Raw genomic sequence first — 17,556 nt, forward strand, 5'->3', positions numbered from 1 at the left:
TCGTGAAGCTCGTGATCCGTGTGAAGCTCCAGCCGACCGCCGAACAGGCGTCGGCTCTTCAGGCGACCCTCCGCGCCTGCAACGCGGCAGCCACTCATGTTTCGCGCATCGCTTTCGCCACTGGCGTCAAGGACACACGGACACTACGAGCCCTGGTCTACACCACTGTCAAGGCCCGGTGGGCCCTCGGCGCACAGGCCGCCCAGCATGCGATCAAGAAGGCCAGTGACGCATATGCCTCACTCGTCGGCAACATCAGAGCCGGAAATCTCGGCAGGCCCGGTTCAGTGCGTCATCGCCGTGCGACCGAGAAACCCATCGCCTTCCGCGCCGACGCCGCCCAGCCGTACGACGACCGCATGTTGTCGTGGCAGATGGAACGGCGCACCGTTTCCATCTGGACGGTAGCCGGCCGGATGAAGCACCTGTCCTTCACCGGTGAAGCGCAACAACTCCTGCTGCTCGCACGACACAGGCAAGGGGAATCCGACCTCCTGTGCCAGAACGGACAGTGGTACCTGCTCGCCACGGTGGATGTCCCGGAAAGCCCCTGCAACGCTGCCCCACGCGGATTCATCGGTGTGGACCTCGGCATCGTGAACATCGCCACCACCTCGACCGGCCATCGTCACAGTGGCCGACGCCTCAACCGCAGCAGGCAGAACGACCGACGTAATCGTGCTCGGCTTGCCAGAAGGCAGACCCGCTCTGCGAAGCGACGGGCCAAGCGCCGTGCCGGCAAAGAAGCTCGGCGGGCTCGTGACGTCAACCACAAGATCAGCAAGCACATCGTGGCGGAGGCTCAACGCACCGGCTGCGGAATTGCCCTCGAAGATCTGGGTGGCATCCGCGAACGGGCACGGCTGAGAAAGCCCCAACGCGTCACGATCAACTCCTGGGCTTTCGCCCAGCTCGGCGCCTACGTCGGATACAAAGCGCGCAGAGCCGGAGTGCCGGTGGTCCACGTCGACCCCGCGTACACCAGCCAGGAGTGCTCTCAGTGCCACCACACCGACCAGCGCAACCGGCCGAACCAGGCCGAGTTCGTCTGCAGGAACTGCGGTTTCGTTGAACACGCAGACCTGAATGCGTCCCACGTCGTCGCCGATCGCGGCTGGCAGAAGTGGGTCTGCGGGGCCGAGTCACAGGTCCCTGCCCTCACGCTGCTCGCGTAGGGCTGGATGCGCCGCCACTGCCGAAGCCATCGGTGGGGGTGAGCTGCGAGCTCGGGAGACCCTCCTGGGTAGCGGACGCGATCGCTCGTACCAACCCACGACGTACACACAAGAAGGCCCCGATCCGAAGATCGGGGCCTTGGCTGTGGCTGGGGCCGGGGTCGAACCGGCGACCTTCCGCTTTTCAGGCGGACGCTCGTACCAACTGAGCTACCCAGCCACGAGGTTTCACGTGAAACCTCAGCGGTCCTGACGGGATTTGAACCCGCGGCCTCCACCTTGACAGGGTGGCGAGCACTCCAAACTGCTCCACAGGACCATGTGGCAGTGTGTGTACCGACGAGAGTCAGTCTTACACACCGTACTGCGTGCCCCCAACGGGATTCGAACCCGTGCTACCGCCTTGAAAGGGCGGCGTCCTAGGCCGCTAGACGATGAGGGCTATCGGCCCGCCTGGGCGCTTCTCAGCGCGTCGGGGACGTGAGAAGCATATGGGATGGCGGGGGGTATCGCCAAAACCGTTTACGAGCCCGAGGGGGAGGGGGCCGGGTGCGGCGCCGACGAGGCGGGGGAAGGCGGTGCCGACGGGGTGGGAGAGGCGCCCGGGCGGTTGTCCTCGGCCAGGTGGCGGCTGACCTCCGCCGTCGTCTGGCCCAGGCCGCCCAGCTTGATCGCGTCCCAGGCCTGCAGGCGGCGGCTGTCCCGGTCGAAGTAGAGGACCGACGCCTCGACCGGGGCGGGGTGCTCGTGCTCGACCGCGCGCAGCCCGCTGCCGCCGGTCGAGCCCTCCATGTGCAGCCGGGTGCCGTACTTGAGGATCTCCGTGCCCTCGTGGTGCAGGTGGCCGCACAGGACCAGCGGCACCGCGCCGTCGGTCTCGCGGGCCGCCACCGGTTCGTGGGCGACGGCGATGTCGACGGGTGTGCCCCTGGACTGCTGGTCGCGCAGGGAGGAGGCGAGGCGGGCGCCCGCCAGCCGTTCGGCCGCGTCGCCGCCGGGCGCGGCGGAGCGGTCGGGCGTGAACTGCGGGTCGCCGATGCCCGCGAAGCGCAGGCCCGCCACCGTCTCGGCCCGGCCGTCGTCCAGCACGTGCACGTTCTTCATGTGCTCCAGGTGGTGCTGGGTGGCCGGCGAGTCGTGGTTGCCGCGCACCCAGACGTAGGGCACGCCCAGATCGCCCACCGGGTCCAGGAAGCCGTTCTCCGCCGCCGTGCCGTGGTCCATCGTGTCGCCGGAGTCGACGATCACGTCCACCTTGTACTCCCGCACGAGCGAGGCGATGATCTTCCAGCTCGCCGGGTTGAGGTGGATGTCGGAGACGTGCAGGACGCGCAGGGTCGTCGGGTCCGGCTGGTAGGCGGGGAGCGTGGAGGTGACGTCGTAGAGCTTGGTCACGTTCGTCACCAGGCGGGCCAGTTCCTTCTGGTAGACGTCGAACTCGGTGACGATGCTGCGCGCGTTGCCCACCAGTGAGGGCGCCGAGGCGAGCAGTCCGGAGAACCGGGGTTCCAGCACCGACTTCGGGTTCCAGGTGGCGTAGGCGGTGGCCCCGGAGGCGGCGAGCAGGGTCAGGGCCAGCCCGCCGGCCGCCAGGGCGCGGCGCGGGCGGCGGTAGACGGCCAGGCCGAGGGCGGTGGCGCCGAAGACCACCGCGATGCAGGACCGTGCGGCCAGGTCGAGGGTGCCGTGTTCGACGTCGTGCACCACCTCGTCCTGGAGGCCGGAGAGCCGTTCGGGGTGGTCGACGAGGGCCTGGGCGCGTTCCGGGTCGAGCCGGTCGACGTTCACGTCGAGGCGTACGGGGGCGGTGTGGCTGTCGAGGCCGAGGGCGCCCAGCGGCGCGATGTCGATCTTGGTGCCGCCGCTCAGGGAGGGGCGCAGGGCCATCGTCGTGTTCACGGGGCCGACGGGGGCCCGTACGTTGCCGACGATCAGCAGGCCGAGCCAGGCGCCGGCGATCACGACGGCCACCAGGCCCAGGGCGCGGACCCAGGGGTGCGGTTCGGGGGTGAGGGCGAGGGGGCGCGGGTTCTCGCGGGAGGGCGCCGTCCGGCGGGTGCGCAGGGTCCCGCGCAAGGACAGCGCGCTGCGGGAGCGCACGGGCCTGCGGCCGGTGTCCCGGGCGCGGGTGGTGCCGCGCGGGGTGTCGCCGGGGCGGGGCCGGTCCCGGCGCGGGCGTTTCAGGAGGTTCAGGTCGGCGAGGCGGACGCGAGCCATTGGGCGCGTATGCCCGCCCGGGCCGCCGGACATGCGTGTTCCGCCGGGGGACCGGGCGGTCTCCCGGGGGTGGGGCCGGGGTGCGGGACAGCCGGGCGGACGGGGTGCCGGGCGGCCCGGGTGCCGGACAATGGGGCTGTGCTGGAGATGACGCGCGAGGAGTTCGAGGAACTGGTCGCCGAGGCCCTCGACCGGATCCCGCCGGAGCTGACGCGGCTGATGGACAACGTGGCGGTGTTCGTCGAGGACGAACCGCCCGCCGACGATCCTGAGCTGCTCGGGCTGTACGAGGGCACGCCGCTGACCGAGCGCGGGGAGTGGTACGCGGGTGTGCTGCCCGACCGGATCACGGTCTACCGGGGGCCGACGCTGCGGATGTGCGAGAGCCGGGAGGACGTGGTCGCGGAGACCGAGGTGACGGTGGTGCACGAGATCGCCCACCACTTCGGGATCGGCGACGCCCGGCTGCACGCCCTGGGCTACGGCTGAGGGACGGACGGGAGACCGGCGTGTCCTCTTGCGGGCGCGAGGAGTTGGGCACGGCGACTTCTCCCTCCCGGAGGTGGCTCCCGTGCGCCCCTTGTACGTATCCGTCCGTCTCGCCGCCGCGGTCGCCGCACTGGCCGCCACCGCCGGGTGCGTGAGCGTGGGGGAGGACTCCGGCGGCGGGGCCCGGCCGTCGCACTCCGCGCAGCGGGGCGGCGGTGAGGTGGCGGACGGCGGCGCGGTGGTGTCCGGCGGTGTGGCGGACCGGGCCGGCGGTGCCGGTGACGGCAGGCACGGGGGGCGCGGGAGGAAGGACGAGGGCGCGCGGAGCGGGTCGCCGTCGGGCTCGGCCTCGCCCTCGGCCGCCCCGAGCGCGTCGGCCGTGGCGCCGGCCGGGCCGGGCAAGCCGCCCGAGGCGGGTGACCCGACGCCGACGGAGGTGGTGCCCGTGCCGCCGCAGACGTCCGCCCCGCCGCAGGAGCCGCCGCCCTCGACGCCCACGGTGCCGGCCTCGCCCGACCCGACGCCGGCGGAGCCGTCGTCCTCGGCGCACGAGGGTCCGGGGCCGCAGCTGGAGCAGTGGGAACCGGCGCCCGAGCCGGGCAGGCTGCGTCGGCCTGCCGGTGCACGGTCCTGACCTGCGCTTTCGGCGTCGGTTTGCCTTGAGGGGTGGGAGGTGCGTATGGTGGTAGATCGTTTGATCCCATTTGCCCGGCGCCCACGCAGAGCGCGCCGTGTGGCGCGTACTCTCCCTTGCCGTGGCGGACCGCATCGAGGCGGTCGTGGTGCGAAACACGGAGTTGACGGGCGCGTGCCGACGAGACTCCGGAAGGTTTCGCATTCGCATGTCCATTGCCAGTACTGATCACGTCGTCGTGCCCGAGAGCACCGAGGACGCCCCCGAGAACCTGACCGGCCAGGAGACCCCGGCCGTCCAGGAGGTCACCGGGGCGGCCGAGGACCGCGCCGAGCAGGCCCCCGAGATCACCTTCGCCGACCTCGGTCTGCCCGAGGGCGTCGTGCGCAAGCTCGCGCAGAACGGCGTGACCACCCCCTTCCCGATCCAGGCCGCGACCATCCCGGACGCCCTGGCCGGCAAGGACATCCTGGGCCGGGGCCGCACCGGTTCCGGCAAGACCCTCTCCTTCGGTCTGCCGACCCTGGCCACCCTGGCCGGCGGCCGCACCCAGAAGCACAGGCCGCGCGCCGTCATCCTCACCCCGACCCGTGAGCTGGCGATGCAGGTCGCCGACGCGCTCCAGCCCTACGGCGACGTCCTCGGCCTGAAGATGAAGGTCGTCTGCGGCGGTACGTCCATGGGCAACCAGATCTACGCCCTGGAGAAGGGCGTCGACGTCCTCGTCGCCACCCCGGGCCGGCTGCGCGACATCATCAACCGCGGCGCCTGCTCCCTGGAGGACGTGCGGATCGCCGTCCTCGACGAGGCCGACCAGATGTCCGACCTGGGCTTCCTGCCCGAGGTCACCGAGCTGCTGGACCAGGTCCCGGCGGGCGGTCAGCGGATGCTCTTCTCCGCCACCATGGAGAACGAGATCAAGACCCTGGTCGACCGCTACCTGACCGACCCGGTCCACCACGAGGTGGATGCGGCGCAGGGCGCGGTGACGACCATGTCGCACCACATCCTGGTCGTGAAGCCCAAGGACAAGGCGCCGGTCACCGCCGCGATCGCCTCCCGCAAGGGCCGCACCATCATCTTCGTGCGCACGCAGCTCGGCGCGGACCGCGTGGCCGAGCAGCTGCGCGACGCCGGTGTGAAGGCCGACGCGCTGCACGGCGGCATGACCCAGGGTGCCCGCACCCGCACCCTGGCCGACTTCAAGGACGGGTACGTCAACGTCCTGGTCGCCACGGACGTCGCCGCGCGCGGCATCCACGTCGACGGCATCGACCTGGTGCTGAACGTGGACCCGGCCGGTGACCACAAGGACTACCTGCACCGCGCGGGCCGCACGGCCCGAGCCGGCCGCACCGGCACGGTCGTCTCCCTGTCCCTGCCGCACCAGCGCCGCCAGATCTTCCGGCTGATGGAGGACGCGGGCGTCGACGCCACGCGCCACATCATCCAGGGCGGCGCGGCCTTCGAGCCGGAGGTCGCCGAGATCACCGGTGCCCGGTCGATGACCGAGGTCCAGGCCGAGTCCGCGGGCAACGCCGCGCAGCAGGCCGAGCGGGAGGTCGCCCAGCTCACCAAGGAGCTGGAGCGCGCCCAGCGGCGTGCCACGGAGCTGCGCGAGGAGGCCGACCGGCTGGTCGCCCGGGTCGCCCGCGAGCGCGGCGAGGACCCGGAGGCGGCGGTGGCCGAGGCGCAGGCCGCGGCCGAGCGGACCGCCGAGGTGTCGCTGCCGGAGCAGCCCGCGGCGCAGGACGTCGACCGGGCGGAGCACGCCGGGCGGGGCGAGCGCGAGGAGCGTGCGGCGGGTTCGTCGTCGTACGACCGCCGCGAGCGCCGCGACGACCGGGGTGACCGGGGCGGTTTCCGCCGTGACGACCGTGAGCGTTCCTTCGGCGGCGACCGTGACCGGGACCGTGGTGGCCGTTCGTTCGAGCGGCGTGAGGACCGGGGCGGTTTCCGCCGCGACGACCGGGACCGTTCCTTCGGCGGCGACCGTGACCGTGGTGACCGCGGTGGTTTCCGCCGTGACGACCGCGGCGGCCGTTCCTTCGACCGTGACCGGGGCGAGCGCGGTGGTTTCCGCCGTGACGACCGTGAGCGTTCCTTCGGCGGCGACCGTGACCGGGACCGTGGCGGCCGTTCGTTCGAGCGCCGCGACGACCGGGGTGACCGGGGCGGTTTCCGCCGCGACGACCGGGACCGTTCCTTCGGCGGCGACCGTGACCGTGGTGACCGCGCTCCCCGCTCCTTCGAGCGGCGTGAGGACCGGGGCGGTTTCCGCCGCGACGACCGTCCGGCGCGGCGCGACGAGCGGGGCGGGCACCGCGGCAGCGACCGTCCGTTCAACCGTGACCGCCAGGGCGAGCGCCCCGGCTTCCGGTCCGGTGGCCACGAGCGTCCCTACGGCCGCCGTGACGACCACCGCGGCGGTGGCTCCTTCGGCCGCCGTGAGGACAAGCCGCGCTGGAAGCGCAACGGCTGACAGTCCGTGAGCCGGAGCGCAACGGCGGACAGTCCGTTGTGAGCTGATCCGAGAGGGCCCGTACGACACCCGTCGTACGGGCCCTTTCCGGTTGCTGCGTGATGCATGTCACACCCCCGCGAGGGGAATTGCTGGGGGCATGACAGATGACGAGGGCGCCGTTGCGCCGGCGCCGATGCCAGGGAACGCCGGGCCGTCGGACGAGGAACGGCTGGCCCAGCTCGGCTACACGCAGGTCCTCGCCCGCCGCATGTCGGCCTTCGCCAACTACGCGGTCTCCTTCACGATCATCTCCGTCCTGTCCGGCTGCCTGACGCTGTACCTCTTCGGGATGAACACCGGCGGCCCGGCCGTGATCACCTGGGGCTGGGTGGGCGTGGGCCTGATGACGCTGTTCGTCGGCCTGTCGATGGCCGAGATCTGCTCGGCGTACCCGACCTCGGCGGGTCTGTACTTCTGGGCGCACAGGCTGGCGCCACCGCGCTCGGCGGCCGCCTGGGCCTGGTTCACGGGCTGGTTCAACGTCCTGGGACAGGTGGCGGTGACCGCCGGGATCGACTTCGGCGCGGCGTCCTTCCTCGGGGCCTACCTCAACCTCCAGTTCGGTTTCCGGGTCACCCCGGGCCGCACGGTCCTGCTCTTCGCGGCGATCCTGCTCCTGCACGGCCTGCTGAACACCTTCGGCGTGCGCATCGTCGCCTTCCTCAACAGCGTCAGCGTGTGGTGGCACGTGCTGGGCGTGGCGCTGATCGCCGCCGCGCTGGCCTTCGTGCCCGACCGCCACCGCTCGACGTCCTTCGTCCTCACCCACTACGTGAACAACACCGGCTGGGGCAGCGGGGTGTACGTCGTGCTGCTCGGCCTGCTGATGGCGCAGTACACCTTCACCGGCTACGACGCCTCGGCCCACATGACGGAGGAGACCCGGGACGCCTCCACGGCCGGCCCGAAGGGCATCGTCCGTTCCATCTGGACCTCCTGGATCGCCGGCTTCGTCCTGCTGCTCGGCTTCACCTACGCCATCCAGGACTACGGCCGCGAGCTGCACTCCCCGACCGGCGCGCCGCCCGCGCAGATCCTCCTGGACGCCCTCGGCGCGAGCGCGGGCAAGCTGCTGCTGCTCGTGGTGATCGGCGCGCAGTTGTTCTGCGGGATGGCGTCCGTGACGGCCAACAGCCGCATGATCTACGCGTTCTCGCGCGACGGCGCGCTGCCCTTCTCCCGCCTGTGGCACACGGTCGGCCCGCGCACCCGCACCCCCGTGGCCGCGGTGTGGCTGGCCGTGCTCGGCGCGCTGGTCCTCGGCCTGCCCTACCTGATCAACGAGACCGCGTACGCCGCCGTGACCTCGATCGCGGTGATCGGCCTCTACATCGCCTACGTCGTCCCCACCCTGCTGCGGGTGCGCAAGGGCGATGCCTTCGAGCGGGGCCCCTGGCACCTGGGCCGCTGGTCGCGGCCGATCGGGATCGTGGCGGTGGTCTGGGTGGGCGTCATCACCGTCCTCTTCATGCTGCCCCAGGTCTCCCCGGTCACCTGGCAGACCTTCAACTACGCCCCGGTCGCCGTCCTGGTCGTCCTCGGCTTCGCCGCGCTGTGGTGGTTCGCCTCGGCCCGCCGCTGGTTCCTCGACCCGGCCCACGCGGACCGCCGCCCCCACCACGGCACCGCCACCCCGCCACCGCCCGTCCGGCAGAGCTGAACGCCCTCCGGCCCCGATCGCCCCACGAGCCCGCCCGCGTGCCGCCCGTACGCCACACTTCCGGCCGCGCCGCCCGATACCCGATCGGAGACGCGGCCTCCTACGGCTATGCTCGGGGATGCAACATCGCCCGGGCCCTTAGCTCAATTGGCAGAGCAGTGGACTTTTAATCCATTGGTTGTGGGTTCGAGTCCCACAGGGCCTACCGGCCGGACCCCAGCTCAGAGCACCGATGAGCTGGGGTCGCGTCCGTTCTGACGGGGTGTCGGGACGGCTTGCCGGCCCGTGGCCGGACCGAGGTGCGGGCAGGCGGACGGGACCGGGGCCGTTCCCCGCCGCTGAACGGCGGCCGCTCCTGCGCCCGGCCGTGATCGATGGCCATGGGGGCACGGTCCGGCCTCGCCGCGGTCACCCTTCCCACGGCCGTTCCCGCCTGAAGAGCCACCCGAGCCGCAGTCACAGTGATCCGGATCACAGCGGATGGGTGCATAGAACGGCGCCTGCCACAGTCTTTCCCCGGGTGTAGGCGACCGGTGGGAACGGGGACGGTGTGGATGCGGCAGGCTCAGGGCGGTGAGTTCGACGAGTTCGTGGCGGCCCGCTGGTCGGTCCTGCTCCATCTCGCCCGGCTGCTCACCGGCGGTGACCGGCACCGGGCCGAGGACCTCGTGCAGGAGTCGCTCGTCAAACTCTGGTTCGTGTGGCCGAAAGTGGCCCATGAGGCGCCCGAGGCGTACGTGCGCACGGTGATGGCGCGCGCGGCGGCCCGCTCGGCGCGACGGCGCTGGTGGGGGGAGCGCCCCGTCGACCAGGTGCCCGAGCTGCCGGAGGCGGGGGACGTGTCCGCGACCGTCGCGGAGCGCTCGCGCCTGGAAGCGGCGCTGGCCCGGCTGCCGGCGCGGCAGCGGGCGGTGGTGGTGCTGCGCTACTACCAGGACCTCTCCGAGAGCCAGGTGGCGGACGCGCTGGGCTGCCCGGTGGGCACCGCCAGGTCGCACGCCGCGCGCGGAGTGGCCCGTCTGCGGCAGCTCCTGGACGACGTCAGCGAGCCGGTGGGCTGAAGGAGAGACATGGACCACTTCGAACGGCAGTTGACGCGGATGATGTGCGCCGCCGAGGAGCACACTCCCTTCGAGGCCCGGCACCGCGAGCGCCTGTGGGCGGGGGTGCGGGCCCGCCGCCGGGCCCGGACGGCGCAACGGGCCGTCGGGTCGCTGCTCGCGGTCGCCGGTGTCGGCGTCGGGGTGTTCCTGCTGCCCGGCACCCGGGCCGGCGTCGAGCCCGCCGCGCCCGTGCCGCGCCCGGCGTCCAGCCCGCTGCCCTCGCCCTCCTTCCCGGGGACGTCACCGGCACCGGGCTTCACCCCGGGCGGCCCGTCCTCGCCGCCGCCGACGGGCCGGACCTCCTCGATGTACCCCGCCGGGCCGCCGGGCGCGGAGACGACCGACGCGACGGGCGGGACGCGGACGGGAGGGACGGGCCGCGTGCGGGGCACGGCCGGGAGTTCCCCGCCGGCCACGTACGCCCCGCCCTCGTGGACCACGCCCCCGCCCAGCAGTTCGTCCCTCACCGGCCCGCCCGGCTAGGCCGGCCCGCACCGGCCCCCACCTGCGCGACCGCCACGCCTCACCCGTCCCGCGCGACCCCGTTCCTGTCCGCTCCCAGCCCCCCCCGCCCCGACCCGCCTGCCCGCCCGGTACCCCCAGGAACGGACGCCCGATGACCACGACCCTGCCCACCACCGAGACACCGGGCACGCCTCGGGCGGACGGCACCCGCGCACCGCGCCCCGCCCCCGCCGAAGGGTCGGGACCGCCCGGCGGACGCCGGCTGCGGCGCCTGGCCGGCCGGCTCACCCCGACCGACCTGCGGGTGCTGCGCCTGTACCTCTTCACCCGCCTCGGACTGTGGCTCGTCGCCTACGCCAGCGCCTGGCTGGCCCCCGCCGGGGCCCCGGACAGGACACCCGCCACCTGGCTGTCCCGCTGGGAGCAGTGGGACTGGGTCCACTACCAGCACATAGCCCAGTACGGCTACTTCGCCCCGTTCCCCGGCGTCGATCCCCTGCAGGACAACCGGGTGGCCTTCTTCCCCGGGTTCCCCCTCGTACTGCGCGCCGTCCACGTCCTCGTCCCGCACTGGACCGTGGCCGGGCTGCTGGTCTCCCTGGTGAGCGGCGCGGTGGCCGTCGTGGCCCTGGCCCGGATCGCCGGAACCGGCCGGACGGACGGCGACCGGTCCGGCCCGCGGGCCGCCGCCTTCCTGCTCTTCTCGCCCGCCGCGGTGTTCCTCGCCGCCGGCTACACCGAGTCGCTCTTCCTCGCCCTGGCCCTCCCGGCCTGGCTCGCGGCCAGGCACCGCAACTGGCCGCTCGCCGCCCTCCTGTGCGCCGCCGCCACCACCGTGCGCATCAGCGGCCTGTTCCTGGCCGCCGCCCTCACGGCCGAACTCCTGATCGCCATCCGCTCACAGGGGCGGGCGGGAGACTCCTCCCGCCGCTCGCTGCCCCGCCGGCTGCGCCCGCTCGGCTGGTGCCTGCTGCCGGCGGTGCCCGCCGCCGCGTACACCGTCTACCTGCGGGTACGGACCGGCGACTGGATGGCCTGGAAACACGCCGAGGAACGCGGCTGGTACCGCGACTTCCACAGCCCCGCCGAAGCGTTCCGCCACACCTGGCGGAACGCCTTCGGTCACCTCCAGAGCACCGGGTACGCCGTCGAGTTCCAGCTGGAACTGGCCGCCATGGCGGCCGGGGTGCTGCTGCTGGGCGTCCTGCTGGTCCGCCGCCGCTGGCCGGAGGCCGTGTTCATCGCGCTCAACCTGTGGGCGCTGGGCACCTCCTACTGGTACCTCTCCGTGCCGCGGGCCACCCTGATCTGGTGGCCGCTGTGGACGGGCCTGGCGCACTGGAGCCTGCGCCGCCGCTGGGTGAAGGAGGCCTACGTCGGTGTGGTGGCGCCGCTGACGGCCGTCCTCGCGGTGACGTTCACCTCGGGACACTGGACGGGGTGACCCCCGGCCCGACGCGCTCCCTCCCGTGCCGACACGCGCCGGTGCACGGCCCGCACGGCCCAGCCGGACGGCCGTTCGACCGGGCCCGCCCGGACGGACCGCCGACCGGGCCGCCCGGACGGACTGGTAGAAAACCCGAGGCGCCCCCACGCCTGCGAGCAGCCCGCCCATCGCCGAGAGAGAGTGCGCCGATGCCCCTCCCCCACGTCCTGCTGTCCGCCGCCGTCTCCCTGGACGGCTGCCTGGACGACACCGGTCCCAGCCGTCTCCTGCTGTCCGGCCCCGCCGACTTCGACCGGGTCGACGGCGTACGGGCGAGCGTGGACGCGATCCTCGTCGGGGCCGGGACGGTGCGCGCCGACAACCCCCGCCTGCTGGTCAACTCGCCCGAGCGGCGCGCCGCCCGGGTCGCGGCGGGCCGGCCCGAGCATCCGCTGAAGGTCACGGTCACCGCCTCCGGGGAGCTGGATCCGCGGGCCCGCTTCTGGCACACGGGCGGGGAGAAGGCCGTCTACACGACGGACGAGGGCGCCGAACGCCTGCGCCGCGCGGGCATCGGCACCGGAGCGGGACCGGGAGCCGGCGGCAGGACCGACGACGCCGGTGCGGATGCCGGTGCCGGTGCCGGTGCCGGTGCCGCGGCCGTCTCCGTCGTGGCGCTCGGTGCCGGACTCGACTGGCACGCGGTGCTGGAGCACCTGCACGACGTGCACGGTGTGCGCCGGCTCATGGTCGAGGGCGGCGGCACCGTGCACACCCAGCTGCTCCAGCGGCAGCTCGCCGACGAACTGCACCTCGTGCTCGCACCGCTGCTCGTCGGGGACCCCGGCGCGCCGCGGCTGTTCGGCCCCGGCGGGTACCAGAGGGGACGGCTGCGGCTGGTGGAGACACGGGCCCTCGGTGACGTCGTCCTCATGCGCTACGAGCCCACGGCCCCCGGCACGGGAGCCGCCCCCGTTCCCGCCGACCGGCACTGGCTGCGGATCGCGTGCGAGCTGGCCGGCCAGTGCCCGCCGTCGCGGACGGCGTTCAGCGTGGGCGCGGTGGTGGTCGCCGCCGACGGCACCGAGCTGGCCCGCGGCCACTCGCGGGAGGCCGGCGATCCGGTGGTGCACGCGGAGGAGGCCGCGCTCGCGAAGACCGATCCGGCGGATCCGCGGCTGCCGGGGGCCACGGTGTACAGCAGCCTGGAACCGTGCGCCCGACGCGCCTCCCGGCCGCGTCCGTGCGCCCGGCTGATTCTGGACGCGGGGGTGCGGCGAGTGGTCACGGCCTGGCGGGAGCCGGACACGTTCGTCGAGGCCGCCGACGGGTCCGGGGTGCTGGCGGCCGCGGGCGCGGACGTCGTCGTCCTGCCGGAGTTCGAGGGTCAGGCCAAGGAGCCCAATCGCCACCTGCTGTGACGCGTGTGCATTCCACCCCGGGGATGACGTACACTGGTTTCAACGACGCGGGGTGGAGCAGCTCGGTAGCTCGCTGGGCTCATAACCCAGAGGTCGCAGGTTCAAATCCTGTCCCCGCTACTGAAGGCTCAGGGCCGGAATCCGATCAAGGATTCCGGCCCTGAGCCGTTTCCGTTCGTTCCGGCGCTCCGGCCGCTCCTTGATCGTTGTGACCTGACGTGAGCGGGCCGTCCCCGTCCGCATAACAACTGACACACCATCACCGGACGGTCCGGGCCGGACGCGGCTCGATGACGTCGTGATGTGGCCTGAAGTCCAGTCAACTCACCCCGTTTCCATCCCTCGTGAGGCTTATGTTCTGGCCAAAAAGGTTTAAGGATCAAGACGATCGGCTTGGAATCGGAGCCCCGGGTCTATTAACGTTCGATAACGCAGCGCGGTCGTCCCAGCCGTCACCGAAGGCGGCTCCGTGCGCGCGCGCCGAATCCCGCGAGGGAACCGGGGAACCACCAACTTGGGGTGAATCGGGCGTCATCCGCCGTGTGTACGCGGCTGGTTGACGCGCGTAGGAGACCTTCCCGCTCCGAACCCGTCAGCTAACCCGGTAGGCGAGACGGAAGGAAAGGAGCACGCCCGCGTGGCGTCCAACCCGCCTGCCCCTGAAGCCCCGACGGTGCCGAGCCGGCGCACCGAGTCCTTCGCCTACGGTGACCGGCACCCCGACCAGGGCCCCTGGGAGGAGTGGAACCCCACCGAGGACTCCCTCCGTCCCGTCCGCGGCCGGCACCGCGTGGCCAAGCAGCGCGGCGGCGGGCTCGCCCGCAGTTCCACCGTGCTCGGCGTGGGCGTCATGGCGGCCGTCGGGGCGGGCGGCATGGCCAGCGCCAACACCGGCAAGCCGCCGGTCTCGATCTCCCTGCCCGACGTTCCCGCCCTGCAGGGCCTGCCCGCCGTGGGCGGTCTCTTCGAGGGATCCGGCCACGACGGTCACGAGGGTTCCGCGACCGCCCTCAGCGACGTCACCGAGACCCCGGCCGTGACCGCCGGGACGACCGCGCACACCGCCACGGACGCGGGCGAGGCGCTGCGCAGCCGGATCATGGCCCAGGCCGAGCAGCAGCAGGCCCAGGCCGAGGCCGGAGCCAGGGCGGCCACGGAGGCGGCCGCGGCCCGCAAGGCCGTCCGGCAGGCCGAGGAGGCCGCCGCCCAGGCGAAGAAGGAGGCCGAGGCCAAGGCCGCCGCCGCGAAGAAGAAGGCGGAGGAGGAGGCCCGCAAGGAGGCCGAGGCGGCCCGGCTGGCCGCGCTGGCCAAGCAGTACACGCTGCCGACCTCCTCGTACACCCTCACCTCCACCTTCGGGCAGGCCGGCTCCATGTGGTCCTCCGGCCACCACACCGGCCTCGACTTCGCCGCGCCCACCGGCACCCTGATCAAGGCCGTCCACAGCGGCACCGTCACCGAGGCGGGCTGGGCCGGCGCCTACGGCTACCGCACGGTCCTCACCCTGGACGACGGCACCGAACTGTGGTTCTGCCACCAGTCGTCGATCAGCGTCGCGGCCGGCCAGAAGGTGAGCACGGGCGAGGTCATCGGCCGGGTCGGCGCCACCGGCAACGTCACGGGGCCGCACCTGCACCTGGAGGTCCACCCGGACGGCCAGGCCGCCGGCATCGACCCGATGGCGTGGCTCCAGTCCAAGGGCCTCACCCCCTGACGGACCGCCGCCGGCCGGCACGCCGCCGCCCGCGACGGCCCGGGTCCCACCGACGGCCCGGGTTCCGCCGAAGGTCGCTGCCCGCCGGCAGTCCGGCTCCCGGCCACGGTCCGGACCCCGCCGACGGCAGGGCTCCCCCCGGCAGTCCGGGCCGCGCCCTTTCAGGTTCTTTCCGGTCCGCCTGCCGACCGGGTGGTTTGCGCAACCTTTGCGCCGGTCACCGGCGCGGTGCGGAATGGGGTACTCCGCACTGGTCGTTGATGAGGAGCATGACTTCTCTACGCAAGCTGGGCCCGTCCGGCCTCGAGGTCTTCCCGCTCGCCCTCGGCGGCAACGTCTTCGGCTGGACCGCCGACCAGGCGCAGTCCTTCGCCGTCCTGGACGCCTACACGGCGGCCGGCGGCAACTTCATCGACACCGCCGACTCCTACTCGGCGTGGGTGGAGGGCAACCACGGCGGCGAGTCCGAGACGATCATCGGCAAGTGGATCAAGGAGCGCGGCAACCGCTCCGACGTGGTCATCGCCACCAAGGTCAGCCAGCACCCGGACTTCCGGGGCCTGTCCGCCGCCACCATCAGGGCCGCGGCCGACGCCTCCCTCAAGCGTCTGGGCACCGACCACATCGACCTCTACTACACCCACTTCGACCAGCCCGACGTGCCGGTGGAGGAGATCATCGGCGCCCTCGACGAACTGGTGAAGGCGGGCAAGGTGCGGTACATCGCCGCCTCCAACATCTCCGCCGAGCGCCTGGCCGCCTCCCTGGAGTTCTCCGAGCGCGAGGGACTCGCCCGGTACGTGGCGCTCCAGCCGCACTACAACCTCGTCTCCCGGGACACCTACGAGGGCGGCCTGCGGGACCTCGCCGAGCGGGCCGGTCTGTCCGCCGTCCCGTACTACGCGCTTGCCTCCGGGTTCCTGACCGGGAAGTACCGGCCCGGCGCCACGGTCGACAGCCCGCGCGCGGAGGGCGCCGCCAAGCACCTGGCGAGCGAGCGCGGCCAGAAGGTCCTGGCCGCGCTCGACGAGATCGCCCGCGCCCGCGGTGCCGAGCCGGCCACGGTGGCCCTGGCCTGGCTGGCGGCCCAGCCTACGGTGGCCGCCCCGATCGCCTCGGCCCGGACGGTGGAACAGCTCCCGGCGCTGCTGGCGGTGGCCGGGCTGGAACTGACGGACGAAGAGGTCACGCGGCTCACGCAGGCCTCCGCCTGAGCCTCACGGCGTCACGGCCTCACGGCTGTGTCCGGTAGGGCTGGTGCGGGCCGTACCCCGCAGAGCCCGCCGAGCCCGCGGGGTACGGCGCGACCGGCCCCGCGGGTCCCGCCGGCCCGTACGGAGGCTGCCCGTGCGAGGGCTGCCCGTACGGAGACTGCCCGTACGGAGGCTGTCCCTGCGGGGCCTGCCCGTATCCGTACCCGTACGTCCCGTACCCGTACAGGCCGTACGTCGGCCAGGGCGGCGGGACGACCCGTACGGGCGGCGCGGTCATCCGTGCCGCGTGGTCCAGGGCGGGCTGGGCCACCTCCCGCCTGCGCCACATCTCGTGCAGCAGCTCCCGCTCCCGTGCGCCGAAGCCGGCGCCGACCCGCCCCAGGCGCCCCCGGCGGCGCAGGAAGGCCAGCGAGGTCGCGTAGGCCTCGTACTGCGCCACCGTCCGCGCCGCGGCCTTGCCCAGGTGCCGGCCGGCGTACTCGCGGGCCAGCCGGCGCGCCCGCATGGACCCGAGGGCGAACGGCTCGGCGGGCGTCAGCCAGCCGGCGGCGGCGTACGCGGGCAGTTCCTCGCGGATGGCGCGCAGCTCGCGCTGCCGGGTCCAGACGACCAGCCAGGTGAGCAGTCCGAAGGCGGGCACCATGAAACCGCCGTAGACCGCGAAGAACCCGTACCGGCCGAAGGTCGACGAGCCGTTCCAGAACGCGTGCATGCCCATCGCGAGCAGCAGGCCGGCCGGTGGCAGCAGCAGCCGGCCACGGCGCAGGCGCTCCCCGGCCAGGGCGGCGATGCCGAAACCGAGGCCGGTGCAGACCGTGAACAGCGGGTGCGCGAACGGGGACATGATCACGCGCACGAAGAAGGTCGCCGCGGTGACGGAGGCGATGCCCTGGCCGCCGGTCATCTGGTCGGTGCCGAAGGCGGTGCCGAGGTAGAGGATGTTCTCGGTGAAGGCGAAGCCGGTGGCCGTGGTCCCGGCGATGACCACGCCGTCGACGATGCCGGTGAAGTCGCGTCTGCGGAAGAGGAAGATCAGCAGGACGGCGGCGGCCTTCGCGGACTCCTCCACGACCGGCGCTATCACCGTCGCGCCCAGCGTGTCCGCGCCGGCCGGGTCGGCGGTCGCGGTCGCGATCCACTTGGTCGCGAAGCTGTTGGCGACGATCGCGATCAGCGCCGCCGCGCAGGCGCCCCAGGCGAAGGCGAAGATCATGTTCCGCCAGGGGCCGGGATCGACCCGGTCCAGCCAGCGGAAGGCGGCCGTCAGCAGCGGGACCGGCAGCACGGCCAGGCCGAGGCCGACCAGGAACCCTTCGGTGCCGGTCTGCCGGCGGACCAGGGCGAGGATGACGAGCCCGGACAGCGCGAGCAGCGCGGCGAGAGCGCCGTAGCGCACCCATCGCCTGTGCCACCAGTGCGCGTGCCGCGGCCGGCCGTCGGCTATGGGCGGCGGACCGCTCGGATACGTCGGGTACGGGGGACAGGTGGCCACGTCATTGACCCTAACGAGGGGA

At 73.0% G+C, this 17,556-nt stretch carries 13 protein-coding genes, 5 tRNA genes and 1 riboswitch; of the genes, 13 read left to right on the forward strand and 5 right to left on the reverse strand.

What is annotated here, in order from left to right; all coding sequences use genetic code 11:
• Positions 1-2: 2 nt before the first annotated feature.
• Positions 3-1,175: an RNA-guided endonuclease InsQ/TnpB family protein gene (locus AC6I72_RS16675; RefSeq protein ID WP_498001632.1), complete on the forward strand. Its 1,173-nt coding sequence runs from the start codon at positions 3-5 to the stop codon at positions 1,173-1,175.
• 146 nt (positions 1,176-1,321) lie between these two features.
• Here AC6I72_RS16675 and AC6I72_RS16680 read toward each other — a convergent pair.
• The 4 genes from AC6I72_RS16680 to AC6I72_RS16695 all read right to left on the reverse strand — a co-directional run bounded on the left by AC6I72_RS16680 (position 1,322) and on the right by AC6I72_RS16695 (position 3,392).
• Positions 1,322-1,395 (reverse strand) — tRNA-Phe (locus AC6I72_RS16680).
• 24 nt (positions 1,396-1,419) lie between these two features.
• Positions 1,420-1,494: transfer RNA gene (locus AC6I72_RS16685), tRNA-Asp, on the reverse strand.
• A 50-nt stretch (positions 1,495-1,544) separates the two neighbouring features.
• Positions 1,545-1,617 (reverse strand) — tRNA-Glu (locus AC6I72_RS16690).
• An 80-nt stretch (positions 1,618-1,697) separates the two neighbouring features.
• A complete protein-coding gene (locus AC6I72_RS16695; protein WP_498001633.1) occupies positions 1,698-3,392 on the reverse strand; it encodes a metallophosphoesterase family protein in 1,695 nt (564 codons plus the stop codon).
• A gap of 138 nt (positions 3,393-3,530) precedes the next feature.
• Here AC6I72_RS16695 and AC6I72_RS16700 point away from each other — a divergent pair, with 138 nt between their 5' ends.
• From AC6I72_RS16700 to AC6I72_RS16755, 12 genes are all read left to right on the forward strand, one after another.
• Positions 3,531-3,881, forward strand: coding sequence for a metallopeptidase family protein (locus AC6I72_RS16700; protein ID WP_037862781.1), 351 nt, complete (start codon positions 3,531-3,533; stop codon positions 3,879-3,881).
• A gap of 82 nt (positions 3,882-3,963) precedes the next feature.
• The gene (locus AC6I72_RS16705) at positions 3,964-4,515 is read left to right on the forward strand and encodes a hypothetical protein (protein WP_498001634.1); all 552 of its coding nucleotides are present in this window, start codon (positions 3,964-3,966) and stop codon (positions 4,513-4,515) included.
• Positions 4,516-4,723: 208 nt separating this feature from the next.
• Complete coding sequence (locus AC6I72_RS16710) at positions 4,724-6,997, forward strand: DEAD/DEAH box helicase (RefSeq protein ID WP_498001635.1); 2,274 nt, start codon at positions 4,724-4,726, stop codon at positions 6,995-6,997.
• Positions 6,998-7,136: 139 nt separating this feature from the next.
• Positions 7,137-8,699 carry an amino acid permease gene (locus AC6I72_RS16715; RefSeq protein ID WP_498001636.1) on the forward strand — a complete coding sequence of 521 codons (1,563 nt, stop codon included), beginning with the start codon at positions 7,137-7,139 and terminating at the stop codon, positions 8,697-8,699.
• A gap of 132 nt (positions 8,700-8,831) precedes the next feature.
• Positions 8,832-8,904 (forward strand) — tRNA-Lys (locus AC6I72_RS16720).
• 349 nt (positions 8,905-9,253) lie between these two features.
• Positions 9,254-9,760 (forward strand): SigE family RNA polymerase sigma factor, encoded by a 507-nt coding sequence (locus AC6I72_RS16725; RefSeq protein WP_037862811.1) that lies wholly within the window; start codon positions 9,254-9,256, stop codon positions 9,758-9,760.
• Between the two features lie 9 nt (positions 9,761-9,769).
• A complete protein-coding gene (locus AC6I72_RS16730) occupies positions 9,770-10,285 on the forward strand; it encodes a hypothetical protein (protein WP_498001638.1) in 516 nt (171 codons plus the stop codon).
• Between the two features lie 133 nt (positions 10,286-10,418).
• Positions 10,419-11,711, forward strand: coding sequence for a mannosyltransferase family protein (locus AC6I72_RS16735; RefSeq protein WP_498001639.1), 1,293 nt, complete (start codon positions 10,419-10,421; stop codon positions 11,709-11,711).
• A 191-nt stretch (positions 11,712-11,902) separates the two neighbouring features.
• Positions 11,903-13,114 carry a dihydrofolate reductase family protein gene (locus tag AC6I72_RS16740; RefSeq protein ID WP_498001640.1) on the forward strand — a complete coding sequence of 404 codons (1,212 nt, stop codon included), beginning with the start codon at positions 11,903-11,905 and terminating at the stop codon, positions 13,112-13,114.
• Between the two features lie 46 nt (positions 13,115-13,160).
• A tRNA-Met gene (locus AC6I72_RS16745) sits at positions 13,161-13,234 on the forward strand.
• Positions 13,235-13,582: 348 nt separating this feature from the next.
• Positions 13,583-13,740: riboswitch (cyclic di-AMP (ydaO/yuaA leader) on the forward strand.
• Between the two features lie 11 nt (positions 13,741-13,751).
• Complete coding sequence (locus AC6I72_RS16750; RefSeq protein WP_498001641.1) at positions 13,752-14,828, forward strand: M23 family metallopeptidase; 1,077 nt, start codon at positions 13,752-13,754, stop codon at positions 14,826-14,828.
• Positions 14,829-15,097: 269 nt separating this feature from the next.
• Positions 15,098-16,042, forward strand: coding sequence for an aldo/keto reductase (locus tag AC6I72_RS16755; RefSeq protein ID WP_498001643.1), 945 nt, complete (start codon positions 15,098-15,100; stop codon positions 16,040-16,042).
• Positions 16,043-16,061: 19 nt separating this feature from the next.
• Here AC6I72_RS16755 and AC6I72_RS16760 read toward each other — a convergent pair whose 3' ends face one another.
• On the reverse strand, positions 16,062-17,534 hold the full coding sequence (locus AC6I72_RS16760; RefSeq protein ID WP_498001644.1) for a PrsW family intramembrane metalloprotease: 1,473 nt from the start codon (positions 17,532-17,534) through the stop codon (positions 16,062-16,064).
• Positions 17,535-17,556 lie beyond the last annotated feature (22 nt).

Source organism: Streptomyces sp. Xyl84, from assembly GCF_059731885.1.

Coding starts and splice junctions, on each gene's coding strand:
- AC6I72_RS16695 (WP_498001633.1), bottom strand. CDS start 3,392: ATGGCTCGCGTCCGCCTCGCCGACCTGAACCTCCTGAAACGCCCGCGC.
- AC6I72_RS16710 (WP_498001635.1), top strand. CDS start 4,724: ATGTCCATTGCCAGTACTGATCACGTCGTCGTGCCCGAGAGCACCGAG.
- AC6I72_RS16715 (WP_498001636.1), top strand. CDS start 7,137: ATGACAGATGACGAGGGCGCCGTTGCGCCGGCGCCGATGCCAGGGAAC.
- AC6I72_RS16725 (WP_037862811.1), top strand. CDS start 9,254: ATGCGGCAGGCTCAGGGCGGTGAGTTCGACGAGTTCGTGGCGGCCCGC.
- AC6I72_RS16730 (WP_498001638.1), top strand. CDS start 9,770: ATGGACCACTTCGAACGGCAGTTGACGCGGATGATGTGCGCCGCCGAG.
- AC6I72_RS16735 (WP_498001639.1), top strand. CDS start 10,419: ATGACCACGACCCTGCCCACCACCGAGACACCGGGCACGCCTCGGGCG.
- AC6I72_RS16740 (WP_498001640.1), top strand. CDS start 11,903: ATGCCCCTCCCCCACGTCCTGCTGTCCGCCGCCGTCTCCCTGGACGGC.
- AC6I72_RS16755 (WP_498001643.1), top strand. CDS start 15,098: ATGACTTCTCTACGCAAGCTGGGCCCGTCCGGCCTCGAGGTCTTCCCG.